We start from the raw sequence: 15,643 nt of genomic DNA, 5'->3' as shown, positions 1-15,643 counted from the left end.
CTTTGTGACTATTTGAATGTCTTTAGTAGCCCTATAGATTACTTTTTTAGAGCTTTTTTGTAGCCTAATATGTCTTTTGATGACTGGTGGTTTATGTATGGACATGGCTTAAAATAGCTGAAGTTGCTGTGAATTATCCTGTACCACAGGCTTTTGATAAACCATGCCTTCGACCTCATAACAGCGAGTCATGAGTTTGTTTCGGTTTAGCCGAAAGCTGGCTTTTTTTCTTTGATTTGGCAGAGGTAGAAATAAATACTGTGGATGTTGGATAGTACCTGCATCGCCTAAGTATCGACAATGTGTACCATTAATTTGGTAAACTTTTGATGAGCTTAATAGTGTCGCATCATACACTTTAATCAAATTTGTTTCCATCTGATTAGTATTGAAGTAGAGTGTGTGATAATCTTTTGTGGAATCGATTTTTCTCTACAGTTAGACTGATTGAATCTGACTGTAGAGTTTTTCACGCATAATCTGATTCTTCTTTCGTTAAGCAGCAACTTTTTCTTTTTTTGGTTTAGACAATCTAGAACCGCTCCCAGAAGTACGTTTAGTTGTTGAAATCGGTGGATTAATTTGACCGAATGGAGTCTGAATCTTGAGGTCAGCTTTTAACTCTGATTGCAGCAATACAAGCTGAGTCAAATAGTAATCAACTTCTTCTAGAATCTCAGCTTCTACTTCTGACGGTGAGAGCGGCGTAATCTGATCTGATTCCAGATATTTAACTTCTTCGGTATAGCGAGAAACCATGACCAGATAGCGGTAGCCATGACCGCAATTTTCGGCTAGCAAACTATCATGTGGTAATACTTCAATACCAATAATTTTGCCTTGTTGAGTGCGTTGCCCAACATAAAACTTTGGAATTCCGTAACCACGAGGGACAGTAATTGTTGGTTGCATTTTTGTTACCTTTGGATTAATTGGCTTTTGAGAGTGGCGGAAGATTACAAATAGAAATGCTCAAAAATCTGATTGAGTTTTTCTTTTAATTCATCTGACAGAGCATTAAAATCAAACTCGTCTGATTCCCAAACTTGATCCAAGCTTGTAGATTCATCAATAATGTTTGCAATCAAACAAGATTCATCATCGTGCTTCCAGCCATTTGCTAAAAGCCACGGCAGAATTCCTTTAGATTGCAATAATTTCTCAATGTCGAATGAGTCAGAAAACTGCTGTAAGTTTTCGATACTGGGGTGAACGATTGTAATAGTCATCTGTGATTATTTGTGAATAGTTGAACAGCACGTATTAGCTGTAGACAAAGCTTGAGCAACTTCTAATTACAGTTGCCCAAACTCTGTTTACAACGAATTAAAACGCCATCTCATTCGCAGCTTTCGTTACAGCTAAAGCCTGTTTACTGACCTCTCGCCACTCTGTTTGCTCGTTGTAGGATGCCATCACTAATTCCGACTCTACCCATACGCGACAGAACAACACATTTTCATCTGTCGTCCCTGGAGTAGGCTGTAGTGTGATGGGAGAATACAATTGTTCTGGGGTCAAAGTTGCGATCGCTGCAAGTATGCACTTTGAAAAATGCGTGTCGTAGCCTGATTCTAAAATATACGTCCGGTCTGCTTGAATAGTTATCAGCAACTTGCAGGTTTCTTTTTTGCGGCGTTCTGTATTCTCAAAACGTAGTTCTTTAAGATATCCAGTTAAGGCAGTTTGAGGGACATCACTCGGTTCACCATTGAGTGTGTACCACAATCCTCCGTGCTGACGATTGCAGTAGATTTTACAATTGCCAGCTTCAGAGTGCAATCCAAGTTTCGGTTTATTAATTGCTGCGACTAACTGCTTGAGTAGTTCCTCTTGGCGCATCAAGGCAGCAAGTAATTCGGAATTTTCTTGAGGGTTCATTGTTCAATACCAACACATCTCACTTTCGCATTGGCGAAGCCGTTGACTTTTTAAAACAGCAGGCGCAACCGATGAAGATTTCGGTCACGCCTACTGATTTTCTTACGCCGCCATTCCCTCTATCCGTGCCAAGTCGGAGTCTGTGAATTTACCGCAATCAAGAGGCTCGTCTGAGGATGGCTAATATTCCCGTAGCTGTTCCTATCATTAGCCGTTAGTCGATCAAACGGCTTATCCAGCAGTTCCTCACGAGATGGTTGCGTCAGTTCTACTATCGACAATACCCACACCGCATCAAATGCAGAATCACACGGAATTTTCTGCTGATGCACTGAAGTTGCCCGAATAACCCACCATCTGCTGTTAGTACAGCCTACTTCGCCAAGCTTTCGATCCTGGTCGTAGATACCATCGCTTAGGATTTCAAATCCGTACTTTTCGCATTCATCAGCAATCTGTACCATGATTTCATTCCCCGTTGTAGCGACTGGGGTTTCTTCTTCTTGTATGGGCAGTGTTCCGCGCTGGTAATGCCATGTGATATAGCTGTGGCATCTTTTAAAAGTGTTCGCGCGATGGATCTCCTCACCATTGACCATCACTATCCAAGGTTGCGTTAGGTCATCGTCGTGGGTAATGCTAGCTACGAGCTTTTGACCTGCATAGAATTCGTGATCTTCAAACGAAATTTCTACTGATCTCAGTTCTTCAACTGGTTTAACGCAAGAGGTTACAGTTGTTATTGTTTGTGGCATAATTTTAAAACCTTCGATTGGGTGATAAAGGCGATCGCGCGACCTGAGAAATCTGCGATCGCCTTTTGATTTGTGTACTAATTGACGTTGTGGCAAGCCACAACACTCTCACTCTAGAATTGGCGAAGCCTCATATTTATTGCTCCTAGTCAGTGACCAGAGCTTGCTACAGCAGCATATCTCTTGATGGGGCGGCAGTCAGCAACGAGCTTCAAAGCGACTTCCGTAATGCTGTGGCAAATTTTTATTCATCGCAAATCGATTTCCCTTCCTGTATCTCTTACTTTCTCTGGTTTCGCCAGTGCATCAGTTACCCTTCTAGGTGGATTAATAAATTTGCTATTTTCAAGGTTCAATGGTGAGTGCCTCTTTATTTAGCTGAGAGGCTGGCGCTTTTTCCTCTACTTATTTAATAGTAAAGCCTGTCTTGTCAAAAGTCAAGAGCATCTTGTCACTGCTGGGAGTTATTTTGTATAATTTTTGGTGAATCAAATATTTCTTGTACATCTCGTCCCAGAGCAGTACATATATGACGAAGGAGAAGAAAAGGGACAGTTTTGGAAGCCCTTGGGCTAAAAGGCTTTTCCATCATTTGGATATACTGCTTAGTGACGCTGTAACCAAATTTCTCAGTTACTTCATCTGCCAGTTTTTGCATGGAAATTTTCCCGCGCATTTCCCTTATCCGCTCTCCATACGCAGGACTCCAGTTAACACTGGCAATAACATCTAAGTCCAACATAATCAACTCTCGACAAGATTCTCTTGACTCTACCATACAATAAATGTTATGCTCCTACTTGTCTAAGGTAGAGCAAAAGTGATTGCATCTCTTCTAAGAGAAGCGATTAGCATTTGTGCAACTGCCATGCAGATGTAACTATCCCTACTTTTTGACTTTATAGGCATAACAAAACTCATTACTGCTAAAAACAGCAGCCAGTATCGTCCTTTTTCACACAGTTACTAACCATTGTCAAAGCGATCGCTTCGCTTACCGCGAGTTTGCATTCTTGAACGCTCCTGAGCAATGCCAGAGCAATCGCATACGCTTGTACACGATTGCTGATTGGGGCAATGCCAGAGTGCGATCGCCTTTGTCTTAACTTCATGATTGTTATAACTGAATGTCCGTTGATTGCTTCTCCAGGCTTCTTTACCCACTCAACAGAGCTTGTGCTATACCCCGGTGATCAGAATTTGAAGCTATCTAAAACCGATATAAATGAGATTTAAACCAAAAAATTATGTATCTGTCAGATTATTAATTTAAGTATATTTAGGTATATAAAAACTACAAATCCCGGCTATTAAAGAATGCACTAGCTCTATCATATTGTCACAAAGCTAATTTCATGTATAACCCAGCACTAGTTTTCCAACTACTCCTTCAAGATAACCCTCATCTGTTCACTACCGAAGGGTTATCCTCACTGCTTTGGGACTGTGTTCACATGAAATCCCCTAACCGTTACAAATTCACCTACCCTTCATTACTAAACAAGCAAGTTTACTTGGCGATAGCCGGACTGGAGGGTAGTGCTGAAGATGAAGTAATGATTTACCGGATTATGTCTGATCCTCAAGCTTGGTATAACTTTACTAAAGTGCGGCAACAAGACCAACCCTCTGAAAATATAGGTGAAGAATTTTATTCAAACTTTGGCATTGAAATTTATCTTCAGCACAGAATTATAAACAGTATCCGATGCTTACAAAAAAGCTTAAATATTTCAGGAGTTAAACAAACCAATATTGCTGTGCGCGATCGCCTATTTTCATACCCAACATTAGAGGAGCAGTTAATCACGCTGGATGAAGATCGTATCACCCTTCAGCAAGCTGTACCAGAAATCATCAAGTATTTTGTCAGCCTTGCTCAGATACCGCCTGAATACAGATTATTTTTAGTTGATGAGGAGAAAAAGCAGAAAATTCCTACTTCAGTCAGCACAGTTGAGAATGCGGCATCAAGCGCAGCCATAGCAGAGATTTCTACAGAGTCTTTCGACAGGCAGCTAACAGGCGCTAACTGTTGGCACGATAAAAGCGTTGAAAGAGTAAACCCTGACAAAATTCGTCTTACCCTTCATCTCGACTGGGATGAAAACGAGTTCATCTTTTTTGAAGCACACCACCAGGATTTAAGTCGATCGAAATTTAAAAACCATTTGTACTAAAAATCACTCAAAACTTCTTTTAGGATTCCCAAATTCAGCCAAGCGATCGCTTGTGATAAAGCAGTACACTGGTACTATGCGGAAACTTCCAGAGTGCGATAACTGTCTCCTCTATTCACATAACCCCCACCTCGTCTGTGTCGTTCACCCTGATGGGGTAGAGGGTGAGAGCTGCTTGGACTTTCGACTTGACCCCAACGCCGAAGCAGAGGAGCTATGGCAACCGGAGGGGGCAAGCTACTATAACAGTGAATTAATACTGCAACCACAACAGAGGTGGACGCAACAGCAAAAGCTGGAGTTACTTGATTGGCATCCAATGTTTACTGGTAAGTGTCCCCAGTGCGGTGCATCCTTTGACCGAGACTACACCTCAAGAGTGCATTGGGATTGTGAATGCGGTTGGATTGATGATTCAATTTAAGATGTTTGTACTTTCTTACTTCCTCGCGCTTAATGCCTGCTGACTTAATTGCATCACAATATTTTGGGGCAATGGGTCTATGACAGCATCAGTCGGCAGAGATTTAATAAAAGCTGTTACCTCTTCCCCAGTTTTATATTTCCCTTCACTCCAAGCCGAAGCCATCTGTTTCGCTACCCGGTCAGCATCATTAGGGTTCGCATGGGCGGTAATACATTGAATATCATTACCAGTAAATGATATCCATGTCTGCCAAAGTCCCGTAATTGGATGCTGAACAATCCCTGTGGTCAGTTCATTGTCCTCAAGTACCGATTTTTTCTGACGGCGACCAAATCCTTTAAACATGGCAATATTGAGTAAACGCTACTTTAAAATGCCCAAAATCAACACAGCGATCCCGCTTGTGTAACATCTGCAATTCAACACTCACGTTCCCTCTAACGTTGCCCCACGCTGTCTTGAGAAAAGCGAGAGTTACAGCTTTACAGTGATTGGATAGCCAGTGGTAAAGCAATTCATCTATGGCGCTACTTTCTCCCGAAACTGTTTCCCAGCAGAAAACGCAGGCACTTTGGTCGCCGGAATAGTCATTGGTTCATTGGTTTTGGGATTACGCCCTTCGCGTTCTGAGCGATCACGTCGCTCGAATGACCCAAACCCAATCAGCGTTACCTTATCTCCATTGGCTACAGCTTCGGTAACAACTGACAAGAAAGCACTAATGACTTCATCGACTTGCTTTTTTGTGATGTTGGTCTTTGCCGCTACAGCATCTACTAATTCACCTTTGTTCATAAATCGCCCTGAAACATTACAAGTAATCGAAATCTAGCATTATTACCTCTTATTCATAAAGGGGAAATGGAATAATTTTCTAGCAACACGCGAAAATTAACAATGCACAACGACTATTACTGTGTTGATTTGGCGCGATAGATCATTACCATTTCGTTTCCCTAAATGTTTGACTGTTGTAACTGTTGCACTTTCGGTTAGATAAATCCACTTTCATATTCAGTCAAAAGAGATAGGATATCTATCCATAGGTACTAAAAAACAGCCAGGAAACGTTCAATAGGCAATCGACATTTGGTTCCTCTGGCAGCGATCGCAGTATATAAGCGCTATGCTTCAATTGACCACGGTTTTATGCCAAGCTATATAGTTTTTACCGTCCTGTTTCACCTATCTGATCTGCATCGTCTGCTACTCCATTGCGAAAGCGTACTTCTAAGCCGTGTTCTGGCTCCCAGTCACACTCAGCTATCAACTTAAAGGTAGCAATATTTAGGTCATACTCCACATAGATATATGAGAAAGTGACCTGCTCCCAGACCTGAATCGGATTAGCCAACACAGGCATTGACTCATCTCCAATCATGTCACGATATACATCATAATTTTGCAGCACCAGAGGAGCAGTGACGTGTAACACATCGGGTGACAAGGCTAGAGCCTGCCGAATAGCTTCACGCTGAAGCAATGAAAGTTCCCCAATCTGCCCCTGTTCAAAATCCACACAAATCCGTACACGGCGATCGCCCAAAACAGCACATTGTGCTAAAGTCCAATAGTTATCTTCCAATATAATCTGTCCAAACTCAGCATCGTAATAACTTCTTGGGGATTCCATCATCTTCAGATACTACCTTTATTCTGTGCTTCCCTAGCAACTCCAAAAACTAGTGAAAATTTTACTTTGAAATTAGTCGTACTTTTTAAACGAGAATATCGATGGTTAAAGTTAAGTTCTGTATTTGTAACCAGCTTCTCGTTTTAGAAGTTCCTATGCGCCAAAAATAGGGCTAATGCAGTTATTTAATTTGCCAAATATGTATAATGCTATCCTCATTGCTACTAACAAGGGTTTTACCATCCCGGCTCAGAGCAAGCCCTAAAACCGAACTGGAACCATCTTGAAAGGTATGCAACTGCTTTAAAGTCTCTAAGCTCCACAGTTTAATACTGCCATCATAATTGCCGCAAATCAGAATTTTTCCATTCGGGCTGATTACAAGAGATTCAACTGAATTAAAATTATCACTAAAATCATGCAGTAGTTTTCCACTTTGAAGATTCCATAATTTCAGAGTACTAATCGCACGATTTCGAGAAACTAGCTGACCAAAACTACCAGTAACAAGCTTTTTGCTATCTGGAGTAATGGCAATAGCATCAACTCCGGTTTTATGCCCTTTGAGAATATGGCGTGTTTTTTTAGTTTGTAAATCAATCAGCCTAATTGTATTATCATCGCCACCCCCACTACTCACAAGGGTTTGCATATCAGGGCTAAATGCAACTTTACTCACAAATCCTGAGTGTGCAGGAATGGTATCAAGCTGTTTAAGCGTGTGTAAATCCCAAAGCTTGATTGTGCCATCGTCACTGCCACTAGCAATCAACCTACCATCTGAACTAATCGCAACGGTTTCTACCGGTTGGGTATGTCCAATGTCGCTGTCAAGCATAAGGAAAGTGCGTAAATCCCAAACCTTCATTGTTGGGGTGGTTATCCCACCAGTTACAATTCGCTTACCATCTGGACTAATAGCTATTGAAGTAATACCATCTGAGTGAGCGTCTAAACTACGCAGTAATTTCCCAGTACGTAAATTCCAGAATTTAATTGTATCATCTCTACCTGCACTAATCAGGGTTTGCCCCGAAGAGCTAATCGCAACGGCTCGAACACCAAAAGTCACTTTTTTATGCCCAGTCAGTGTGTGAACAAGTTGAATCTTTGGTTGGGACTGAGTAATTGTACTCTTGCTTATAGGAAGCTTTGAACTAGAAGAATGTATATCAATGAAAGTGATGTTTACTGCAATCGCTAAGACTATAGTGACTGGTTTGGATTTGAGAAAATTCAATAATTTCATGGTGTCCAGGAACGCAATTACATAACATGGTTCCCATTTGATGGACGCAATCGCACCCAGTCTGATAGACCACGGTCAAACCGGAGTATAAGTTAATAATCTAAATACGGTTTCCTAGTGATTAGAAAAATCATCATTTATCATCGTTTCAATCACAATCCCGCCAAACCGAGCTTCATCCGAACCCTTAAGAGACTGGGGTACAATATGGTCAATAGAAAATAGAGCAGCACTTGCTTCTTCTGAAGAATGACAGTATTCACAAAGAAATTTTGCTCTTTGTCTGACTAATTTTTTGGTCGCATCATTAACTGTCATGATTCAGAAATGATTTTGGCATTAAGCAAGGTAAAAATTCTATCCAGTTCCAATATGCCTGCCAATTCAGCATCTTCTTCTGTGGTTAGCAATCCAGCTTTCTTTTTCTCAGACAATTCTTCGAGTCGAGACTGTAATTCTTCAGTAAACTTAAACAAATGTATGTCCCTAACTTTACTGAGTTTGATTCCAGAATCTACCCAGAATGAGGGTTGAACCATCATTTGAGTAATCATAAGCTGTATGTCTCGTTTAATTTAGCGGACTGGTGGTATTTTAACAGCGAATCTTCCTTACCTGCTTTATTTTGAATGCCAGTTGATAAAAGGTAATGCGGTAGACTTGTCTTTTTCCGCAAGGAAGAAGCTCAAGTTCGCGGATGCCGTCTGTAATACGCTAGCTTGTGCTGATTTCTAACCTTTGTAATGCCAACTTCAAGATTATTCGTTTTTTGCGTAAAGCACGAAACTTGAGGTGAATAGTATTATATAACGGTATCTATTATGGATAAACTGGGGACAACGCTAATTGTCTCCTATATAATTTACTTCTATCAAAACTGCTCTAGCTTTCATCTAGGGCAGTTTTATATTGCACGGTAGAAGTCAGATTTACAGCTGCGCCCAATGGTGAACCATCTGCCTGTTGTGAGTAATCGAAGCTTCTTGAGAAATATTGCGCTATATTCTGTAAAAACGCATATTCCTAGCGTATCCAGTATATACCTCCCTTTCACCAGTCCAGCTATTGTCCCCCAATAGAAAATCTATCCCAGTTCAAAGCGAGTTTTTCAAGCTAGAAGCTGTTTTTTCTGGGTTTCCCGAAAACGGAAAAACTAAGATACTTTTAATTTTTGGGTTATCAACTAATTCTTTTAAACGCCCAAGCTGCCGATCTGTAATTGCAACTCCAGCATATTTTTGAGCGTAATTTAATTCTTCAACAAAATTACTATCATTATAAGCTTGAATAAATACACGATCTACACCCCATTTTTCCCAGTCAGCCGCAAAATATTTTTTAGCCCAATATGGGTTATGATGGCAAATATCAAAACTCACCGATTTATTAGCTTTTTTCACAGAAGTTACCATCTGTTGCACAAATCGGGTTAAATTTTCAGTCCGGTCAAATTTCCCAGGTAATTCAGCATAATAACCTAAATAATCATCCCATTGAACTGCATCGATAGTTGGATATTTCTTGACAAACTCTACTAATATATTTTTAAAAAGATTAGCAACTTCAGGAATTTCCACATCCAGTACATAATGATCAATTCCAGAGTAGGTTTTATCCACTCCTGGAACAATCCATTTCCGATTAATCGCTAAATCAAAAATCGGGCTATTCTTATCTATTTTAATTCCCTTCTCGAAGTAAGCATGAACTTGCATCCCTTGCTTATGTGCTTCATCTATTAACCAATTTAACCATTGGTCTTGAAACTGGTTTGGACAACTTTTATACCCAAAGCTTTGCTGCATAACTTCACTATTATACATCGTACAACCATTGCCCCAAACTCCGTGAATAATTGTATTAATTCCTTGAGAGCGATAGTAACGAACTCTTTCACGAATCGTTTTTTCGTCAGCATTATTGGTAACTTGATAGCGAGTTAAATAAATTCCTCTAATTACTTTCTTTTCCCAAGGCGTTTGAGGCAATTGGATTTTTTCTTTTAGGATTACTTTTGGGAAAATTTTATTGTTGTTAGAAGATGATGTTGGAGTAACTTTTGCCGAAACTGACGGAGCTATAGAAGCAGTTGGAGTAATAGTTGGAGAGCTAGTTATAGCGGGATTAAAAATATGTATATTTATCTTCTTACTATTATCTAAAAACTTGCTTATTTCTAAATATCCTCTCTGACTAAACCACCAATAACCACCTCCTAAGATAATTAGGATTATAGAGATCGGAATATTTGAGCATCCACATCCGCTTGGCTCTTTCTTTTGACTCGGCATCTAAAACTCCAATTTAGTTTTTGACAATATACCCCTGACTGTCTTATCGGTATATAAGAATAGATTTGAAAGCTTGAATCCTACCAAAATCGTTAATCGATACAGCACTTCCGGCAGCTATGAGGTACATCCTAAAATCTGAAAGCTTTGATAGGAGAGGGCAAGGAGAAAAACTGTATTGCATAATAGCTGGAAGCGCTGTAACTATACTTGCCCCTCAAGAATTTGAGCCAATTCACGACGGCTGCGATTTGCTTCTGACCAAAAAGCTACACCAAATATAATCAGCATCAATATAGGCATTCCTACAAATAGTGCAACCATATAATTAGGCATAGCCCCTGTCAACGCTATAGGAATGACTGCACCATACCAGAGTAAAAACCAGAATCCTAAAAATGCCATCACAAAAGGATGTATCCTCATTTGTACATGAATCAAGGTTTGGTGAGATTCTACTTCAAAGCGTCCTCGAATCACTGGTAAAAACGAGTTCCGATAGTGAATTATGCGACTGATTTGAAACCCTGATTCCGAAATAGTTCCTTGATAAGGGAGGTGTTTCTTAGAGAATCTAAATACTTTTGTCGGTTCAACTTGTGCATTCAGCCGTTCCAGGACTATAGGCAGGGCATCAGGTGTCAAAATCGTAAAGCTATCGTCGGGTAATACTTTCATCTTGATTGAGGTTGCTGACTAACAATAAAACCTCGATAATTGGTAATATGAATCCTCTTAGTTTATTTAACACAGGGTCTTGTTTTCAGTTTTCCCTCAGCAGTAGCTTTTCTAACACAAAAACTTCCAAACCGAATCTTCGCAACAGATTTCCCATCAACACGCCACTCATCACCCCAATAGCCCACCTTTCCAGGATTTTCAGCAATCACCCGTGAAAATCGATTGCTCTTAGGCGATGGACTAAAACTCGCTTTCAAAGCGATCGCTTAGAACAGGCAGTACACTCCTACTATGTCATTTGACGACATCATTGCTTTTGGGTACTTACATCCATAGTGCCAAGTTCGCCCATCTAACCAAAGGTGACAGAAATACCACACCAGGTTGAGGGTTCCAGACACCATCGTGTTCTGTAGTAAAAGTCCAGCCTGAAGCCCCGCAGAGTACTAGACCATCAAAAGCAGTTAGTGGGTCACTTTGTGGATATAAGTCTAAGTTAATACCGTAATATTCGGAAATCTTGTAGTATTGTGATATGTCTTGTACTTCAAACAGAGTGTGCGCTTGGATTTGGGGCGTTATCGCCTGCAAAAGTTCTTCAGCTTCCTTAAGACTTGACACTTCGGCGTACAAAAGTAGAAAAAATGTACTGTATTTCATGCAATACCTGAGAACCAGATTTTATATCTAGCCAATAAGCAAAATTCCACACTTTGTGCGATCGCACATATTGGTCATCGGGGTTGGGTGCGCTGGGATGTTAACTCGCAAAACCCAATGCACCAACAATAAGCTTGGTCTAATTGGGCTTTTACACCCTTACCGATTCAAACATCAACATTTATTTATTCTATCTGTCTAGCAGCTTTCTCCCACAACTTAGCCGTAATCTTATCTTGTCAATGATTTCGGAGATTTCCCGCTTTTTTGTGAGATATTTGCTCTAACATCTCTAAAATGGCAGCTAATGTCAATTTACCTCATATCTTGCACCTGATAAAAACAATCAGTATTAACCAAGAACAATCAAATAAAAGTAACATCTAAAAATGGAGCTTCTACTTCATGTACTGATATGATAAACTACATTTAGTATCAGAATATATACAAATGACATATACAAAGATGGGAATAATGTCATCTGCATAAAGATATTTTTATATGTTCGCAAAAAATGAGAGAAAAGGGCGTAGATAACATAAATAACAGCAAGAAATATGGAAATCATTCTTGCCCACGCCCATACCCTAATGTATACGATTCTGGCATTGAAGCTAGCGTCGTTATCAACGAGATAACTTGGAAGCAATGCTAGGGCTATTTTTGGCAGCAGATGGAAAACCTCTGCCACACTACAGCAAATCCAAATCCGAAAGCGCTTTAAGTAGATTTTTAAATACCTATAAATGGCCTACTCGTAAGCTAATTCGTCATGTTCGTCAACAGGCAATTGAGCAAGTTAAGAGTCATTGTCCATTGGGAAGAAAAGCATTTCTACAAGTAATAGTTGATCTGACAACTTTAGAGAAATGTGGTCAGTTTAAAGCATTTAAAAATCTAATAACCGTTTACAACGGGAAACGAGGCTTGCATATAGTAGTTTTATATTTGGTAGTTGGACAATGGCGTATACCCTGGAATTTTCGTGTCTGGAGAGGTAAAGGGACGGCTAGTCCGTCTCAAATAGCATTACGAATGGTACGTCATTTACCCAAAGATTTAACCAAACGATTTCGGGTGAAAATTCTCGCTGATACTGCTTTTGGCACTAAGGATTTTATCAACAATATTCGGAAACTAAAATATCATGCTGTTATTGGTATTGGAAGTAAATAGCAAGTTGGGGTTTTTGGTTATGCAGTTAAACTCCTACATCATCGAGGGCAACAAGTCCGACTTGTTGGATTAGATTTTCCTGTTACTCTTTCTTGGTATTACTTCAAACGCGATAATGGCAAGTTTGTTAAAAGATATGTTATCTCTACACAACCTCTTAAAGCCAGTACTATTTCCTGGTGGGGTAAACGCCGTTGGAAAATTGAAGGTTGGTTTAAAACTGCTAAACATCGCTTTGGTTTAGATAGATTTGGACAAGGTACTCTTTTAGGAATTTATCGTTGGTTAGTCTTGTCTATTACTGCCTATTTATTAGCATATTGGACGTATCTTTCATCCTGTTTACCTGATTCTTTAGACTGGGGTCAAGCTGCTTTCCTAGCACTATATACTTTTTTACCTCATTTAGTCTTGTCTTTATTGCTACTAGACATTGAACGGCTTCGGCCCTTAGCACTTAGTCATGGAATTGACATTACTATTTCCAGGTGCAAGATATGAGTTTACCCCAATCTATGAATCTTCAAGAAGTCAAAAATCAATTTCTAGAAGCAGTAGGTGAGATCGAGACACTTGAAAGACTAGGATTTGCTTCCCGTAGTGGTAATTGGATTGATACCCTTGACTTTGAGAAAGCACAGACAGCTTGTTGGTTAGTCGGAAGAGTCGGTGATGCCCTTATTTGTACTTTGTCTGGTCAACGTCGTGAATTATGGATCTTGCAGCAACTTCCCTTAGTCTCATCGCTACTGAGAAGCACCTAAAATCTTTGTTGTCTATTCTGTCTACTAGTAGTTCGCCAACCCAAAATTGCTGGGTGGAGGTCGGCAGAGGAGCAGGGGAGCAGAGGAGCAGAGGAGAGATTTGTACAAGTTCTTTCCCCCCTGCCCCTCCGCACCTCTGCCCCTCTGCTTGCCACCACGCAAAGTTACCTTGGCAGACTACTAGTTCTGATCCCATACAGCGAAATAGTGTGGTGTATGCAATCTCTTTTCTGTCGAATTACCAAGGAAATCAGGAAGTGATTAGTACGCTGACCGAAGTAGCAGCAAACATTGCTGAGGCTCCTTTTGTTAGAGCGCAAGCATTAGAAGGAATTGGCAATAAGCTCTCTCATGAGTTACCAGAAAATTTATATCAGCCAGCAGTGAGTGTAATTATCCAAGGGTTGGATGATACTGAACCTGAAGTTAGATTTTGGTCATGTTTTGCTGCTGGTGCTTTAGAAATCAAGGAGACTTTACCCAAGCTGCAACTATTAGCGCAGACTGATAAAACAATCGTAGCCGGGTGGTGGTCTGTAGGTGAAGAAGCTGAAGATTCAGTTACTCTTATGACTGGAGGAGAACCACCACTGCGTAAACCATACAATTTACCTACCAATTAAATCTATTTTCTAGAACTCTAGTGGTCTGTCTGTTCTGTATTTGCTGTTGACAGATGGCGTGTTAGAAACGGATGATGTGCGAGATTTTTACCCAACGGACAACAGAAAGTCTTTTACGGTGATGATTGCTGGAAATAGAATTATCACTCAGTTGGAAAAATCGGTAATTCAATCTCAAGCGATCGCGATGCCTACGGCGGGCTACGCCTACGCACTTTAATTTCAATAGCTGCTGAAGATTGCACTCAGAATTTATCGGGGGAAGCTGATGAACAACCAACCGAATCACAAAAACTTTAGCCCACAAGAAACGCCATGTCCTATCTGCGGTTCACAAAATTTTGTTTGGGGTCGTACCGTTGGAGAATCAGTAAGTCAGTGGGTATATTTCCGTGCTGATGGGGCTGGGTGGGGAGGAGGCGAAAAGCTGCGGACACGGAAATGTAGAGATTGTAACAATGTTCAATTATTTACGTATGATTAGCTGTCAAGACAAACGAAACTAGCCTTGAAGCTAAAAATTTCAAGACCCCATATTTTTTGTAGAGATCCCATGATAGAGGACTACGCGCATTACTCCACAGAACCCCAAAACCAGTTGCCTACAGCACCGGGCTCCTTTTCAGTTAGAAATTCTCTCTTAGCAGAAACAAACTCTTTTTTAGAGAGGATGCCGTCCTGATCAATATCAAGCTTGGAGAAGACGAAATCTGATTTTTCTGCATCTAGGTCAAACACACTGAAGAATAGACGATGCTCAAGTTGTGATATGTGACCATCGCTGTCCAAATCAACAATGTCAAACAAAGTCTCTATTAAAGGGTCGTTGTAATCTGGATTTGAAACCACTTTCTCTATGCCCTGACAAAATTCTTCGGGACTTATCTTACCATCTCCATCCAAATCCGCTTTCGACCAAAAATTCTCCCAAATATCAAGCCATTTAAACAACAAATCTTTGTGAATCTCTGAACCAAGCTCTGCACTACGGATATTGGCGAACCTCTCAGCAAAAATCTCAGCATCTTCTTTCCCAATGAAGCCTGAATTATTAGCATCCAGACAGTAAAAGTGATGCAGTAACTTTTTTCTATGGTATTCGCTTAACAATGCTTTTCCCTTTTGCTTACCAAACATATCTACATTACCACAACAGTACGTAGTTAATAACCACAATCACAAGTACAGATTGAACCCGGATTTCTCACAAAGCCAAAAAAAAATCGTGGTCAAAAACTGCCAAAATGTAATAAATAAGAGTAAGTTCTGCAAATTTATCTAACCCTCAAAACCTCTAAGTAGCTCAGGATTAGCCCGTCTCAA

The 15,643-nt window shown here is 40.3% G+C and carries 24 protein-coding genes and 1 pseudogene; 8 read left to right on the top strand and 17 right to left on the bottom strand.

Annotation, left to right across the window (positions count from 1 at the left end):
- Positions 1–108: 108 nt before the first annotated feature.
- From FD723_RS33395 to FD723_RS33365, 7 genes are all read right to left on the bottom strand, one after another.
- On the bottom strand, positions 109–378 hold the full coding sequence (locus tag FD723_RS33395) for a hypothetical protein (RefSeq protein ID WP_179069550.1): 270 nt from the start codon (positions 376–378) through the stop codon (positions 109–111).
- 117 nt (positions 379–495) lie between these two features.
- Positions 496–912 carry a hypothetical protein gene (locus FD723_RS33390; RefSeq protein ID WP_179069549.1) on the bottom strand — a complete coding sequence of 139 codons (417 nt, stop codon included), beginning with the start codon at positions 910–912 and terminating at the stop codon, positions 496–498.
- A 44-nt stretch (positions 913–956) separates the two neighbouring features.
- Positions 957–1,229, bottom strand: a complete 273-nt coding sequence (locus tag FD723_RS33385) for a hypothetical protein (protein WP_179069548.1) — start codon at positions 1,227–1,229, stop codon at positions 957–959.
- A 97-nt stretch (positions 1,230–1,326) separates the two neighbouring features.
- Positions 1,327–1,881, bottom strand: a complete 555-nt coding sequence (locus tag FD723_RS33380) for a hypothetical protein (protein ID WP_179069547.1) — start codon at positions 1,879–1,881, stop codon at positions 1,327–1,329.
- Between the two features lie 119 nt (positions 1,882–2,000).
- The gene (locus FD723_RS33375) at positions 2,001–2,732 is read right to left on the bottom strand and encodes a hypothetical protein (protein ID WP_179069546.1); all 732 of its coding nucleotides are present in this window, start codon (positions 2,730–2,732) and stop codon (positions 2,001–2,003) included.
- Between the two features lie 355 nt (positions 2,733–3,087).
- Positions 3,088–3,378: a hypothetical protein gene (locus FD723_RS33370; protein WP_179069545.1), complete on the bottom strand. Its 291-nt coding sequence runs from the start codon at positions 3,376–3,378 to the stop codon at positions 3,088–3,090.
- Between the two features lie 184 nt (positions 3,379–3,562).
- Positions 3,563–3,748, bottom strand: a complete 186-nt coding sequence (locus FD723_RS33365) for a hypothetical protein (RefSeq protein WP_179069544.1) — start codon at positions 3,746–3,748, stop codon at positions 3,563–3,565.
- Positions 3,749–3,991: 243 nt separating this feature from the next.
- Between FD723_RS33365 and FD723_RS33360 the strand changes: the two genes are divergently transcribed.
- Both FD723_RS33360 and FD723_RS33355 read left to right on the top strand, forming a co-directional pair.
- A complete protein-coding gene (locus tag FD723_RS33360; protein WP_179069543.1) occupies positions 3,992–4,816 on the top strand; it encodes a hypothetical protein in 825 nt (274 codons plus the stop codon).
- 76 nt (positions 4,817–4,892) lie between these two features.
- Positions 4,893–5,240, top strand: a complete 348-nt coding sequence (locus FD723_RS33355) for a hypothetical protein (RefSeq protein ID WP_179069779.1) — start codon at positions 4,893–4,895, stop codon at positions 5,238–5,240.
- Between the two features lie 15 nt (positions 5,241–5,255).
- Here FD723_RS33355 and FD723_RS33350 read toward each other — a convergent pair whose 3' ends face one another.
- The 9 genes and pseudogenes from FD723_RS33350 to FD723_RS33305 form a co-directional block, all read right to left on the bottom strand.
- On the bottom strand, positions 5,256–5,588 hold the full coding sequence (locus FD723_RS33350) for a hypothetical protein (protein ID WP_179069542.1): 333 nt from the start codon (positions 5,586–5,588) through the stop codon (positions 5,256–5,258).
- 174 nt (positions 5,589–5,762) lie between these two features.
- A complete protein-coding gene (locus FD723_RS33345) occupies positions 5,763–6,038 on the bottom strand; it encodes an HU family DNA-binding protein (protein WP_179069541.1) in 276 nt (91 codons plus the stop codon).
- 373 nt (positions 6,039–6,411) lie between these two features.
- Positions 6,412–6,879: a hypothetical protein gene (locus FD723_RS33340; protein WP_179069540.1), complete on the bottom strand. Its 468-nt coding sequence runs from the start codon at positions 6,877–6,879 to the stop codon at positions 6,412–6,414.
- Positions 6,880–7,057: 178 nt separating this feature from the next.
- Positions 7,058–8,125: a WD40 repeat domain-containing protein gene (locus FD723_RS33335; protein WP_163939555.1), complete on the bottom strand. Its 1,068-nt coding sequence runs from the start codon at positions 8,123–8,125 to the stop codon at positions 7,058–7,060.
- Between the two features lie 174 nt (positions 8,126–8,299).
- Positions 8,300–8,443, bottom strand: a pseudogene (locus FD723_RS33330) (HNH endonuclease); the annotation flags it as partial.
- Positions 8,440–8,679 (bottom strand): hypothetical protein, encoded by a 240-nt coding sequence (locus tag FD723_RS33325; RefSeq protein ID WP_163939136.1) that lies wholly within the window; start codon positions 8,677–8,679, stop codon positions 8,440–8,442. The pseudogene FD723_RS33330 and the gene FD723_RS33325, both read right to left, overlap by 4 nt.
- A 540-nt stretch (positions 8,680–9,219) precedes the next feature.
- Positions 9,220–10,416: a family 10 glycosylhydrolase gene (locus FD723_RS33320; RefSeq protein WP_179069538.1), complete on the bottom strand. Its 1,197-nt coding sequence runs from the start codon at positions 10,414–10,416 to the stop codon at positions 9,220–9,222.
- Positions 10,417–10,620: 204 nt separating this feature from the next.
- The gene (locus FD723_RS33315; RefSeq protein WP_179069492.1) at positions 10,621–11,094 is read right to left on the bottom strand and encodes a hypothetical protein; all 474 of its coding nucleotides are present in this window, start codon (positions 11,092–11,094) and stop codon (positions 10,621–10,623) included.
- Positions 11,095–11,421: 327 nt separating this feature from the next.
- Positions 11,422–11,757, bottom strand: coding sequence for a hypothetical protein (locus FD723_RS33305; RefSeq protein ID WP_179069536.1), 336 nt, complete (start codon positions 11,755–11,757; stop codon positions 11,422–11,424).
- A gap of 648 nt (positions 11,758–12,405) precedes the next feature.
- Between FD723_RS33305 and FD723_RS43385 the strand changes: the two genes are divergently transcribed.
- From FD723_RS43385 to FD723_RS33280, 6 genes are all read left to right on the top strand, one after another.
- Positions 12,406–12,933, top strand: coding sequence for a transposase (locus FD723_RS43385; protein WP_256875304.1), 528 nt, complete (start codon positions 12,406–12,408; stop codon positions 12,931–12,933).
- A 141-nt stretch (positions 12,934–13,074) separates the two neighbouring features.
- The gene (locus FD723_RS43380) at positions 13,075–13,434 is read left to right on the top strand and encodes a hypothetical protein (RefSeq protein ID WP_256875305.1); all 360 of its coding nucleotides are present in this window, start codon (positions 13,075–13,077) and stop codon (positions 13,432–13,434) included.
- Positions 13,431–13,697, top strand: a complete 267-nt coding sequence (locus FD723_RS33295; RefSeq protein WP_179069535.1) for a hypothetical protein — start codon at positions 13,431–13,433, stop codon at positions 13,695–13,697. The genes FD723_RS43380 and FD723_RS33295 overlap by 4 nt, the downstream gene beginning before the upstream one ends.
- 209 nt (positions 13,698–13,906) lie before the next feature.
- A complete protein-coding gene (locus FD723_RS33290; protein ID WP_179069534.1) occupies positions 13,907–14,320 on the top strand; it encodes a HEAT repeat domain-containing protein in 414 nt (137 codons plus the stop codon).
- A 40-nt stretch (positions 14,321–14,360) separates the two neighbouring features.
- Positions 14,361–14,540: a hypothetical protein gene (locus tag FD723_RS33285; RefSeq protein ID WP_179069533.1), complete on the top strand. Its 180-nt coding sequence runs from the start codon at positions 14,361–14,363 to the stop codon at positions 14,538–14,540.
- Between the two features lie 48 nt (positions 14,541–14,588).
- Positions 14,589–14,804 carry a hypothetical protein gene (locus tag FD723_RS33280; RefSeq protein WP_179069532.1) on the top strand — a complete coding sequence of 72 codons (216 nt, stop codon included), beginning with the start codon at positions 14,589–14,591 and terminating at the stop codon, positions 14,802–14,804.
- An 89-nt stretch (positions 14,805–14,893) separates the two neighbouring features.
- On the opposite strand, the gene FD723_RS33275 is transcribed toward FD723_RS33280, so the two are convergent.
- A complete protein-coding gene (locus tag FD723_RS33275) occupies positions 14,894–15,457 on the bottom strand; it encodes an EF-hand domain-containing protein (protein WP_179069531.1) in 564 nt (187 codons plus the stop codon).
- Between the last annotated feature and the right edge of the window lie 186 nt (positions 15,458–15,643).

The sequence above is a fragment of the Nostoc sp. C052 genome, assembly GCF_013393905.1.
Lineage (GTDB): Bacteria > Cyanobacteriota > Cyanobacteriia > Cyanobacteriales > Nostocaceae > Nostoc.
Note: the sequence above shows the minus strand (reverse complement) of the source record. Positions and strands in the feature narration are given on the sequence as shown.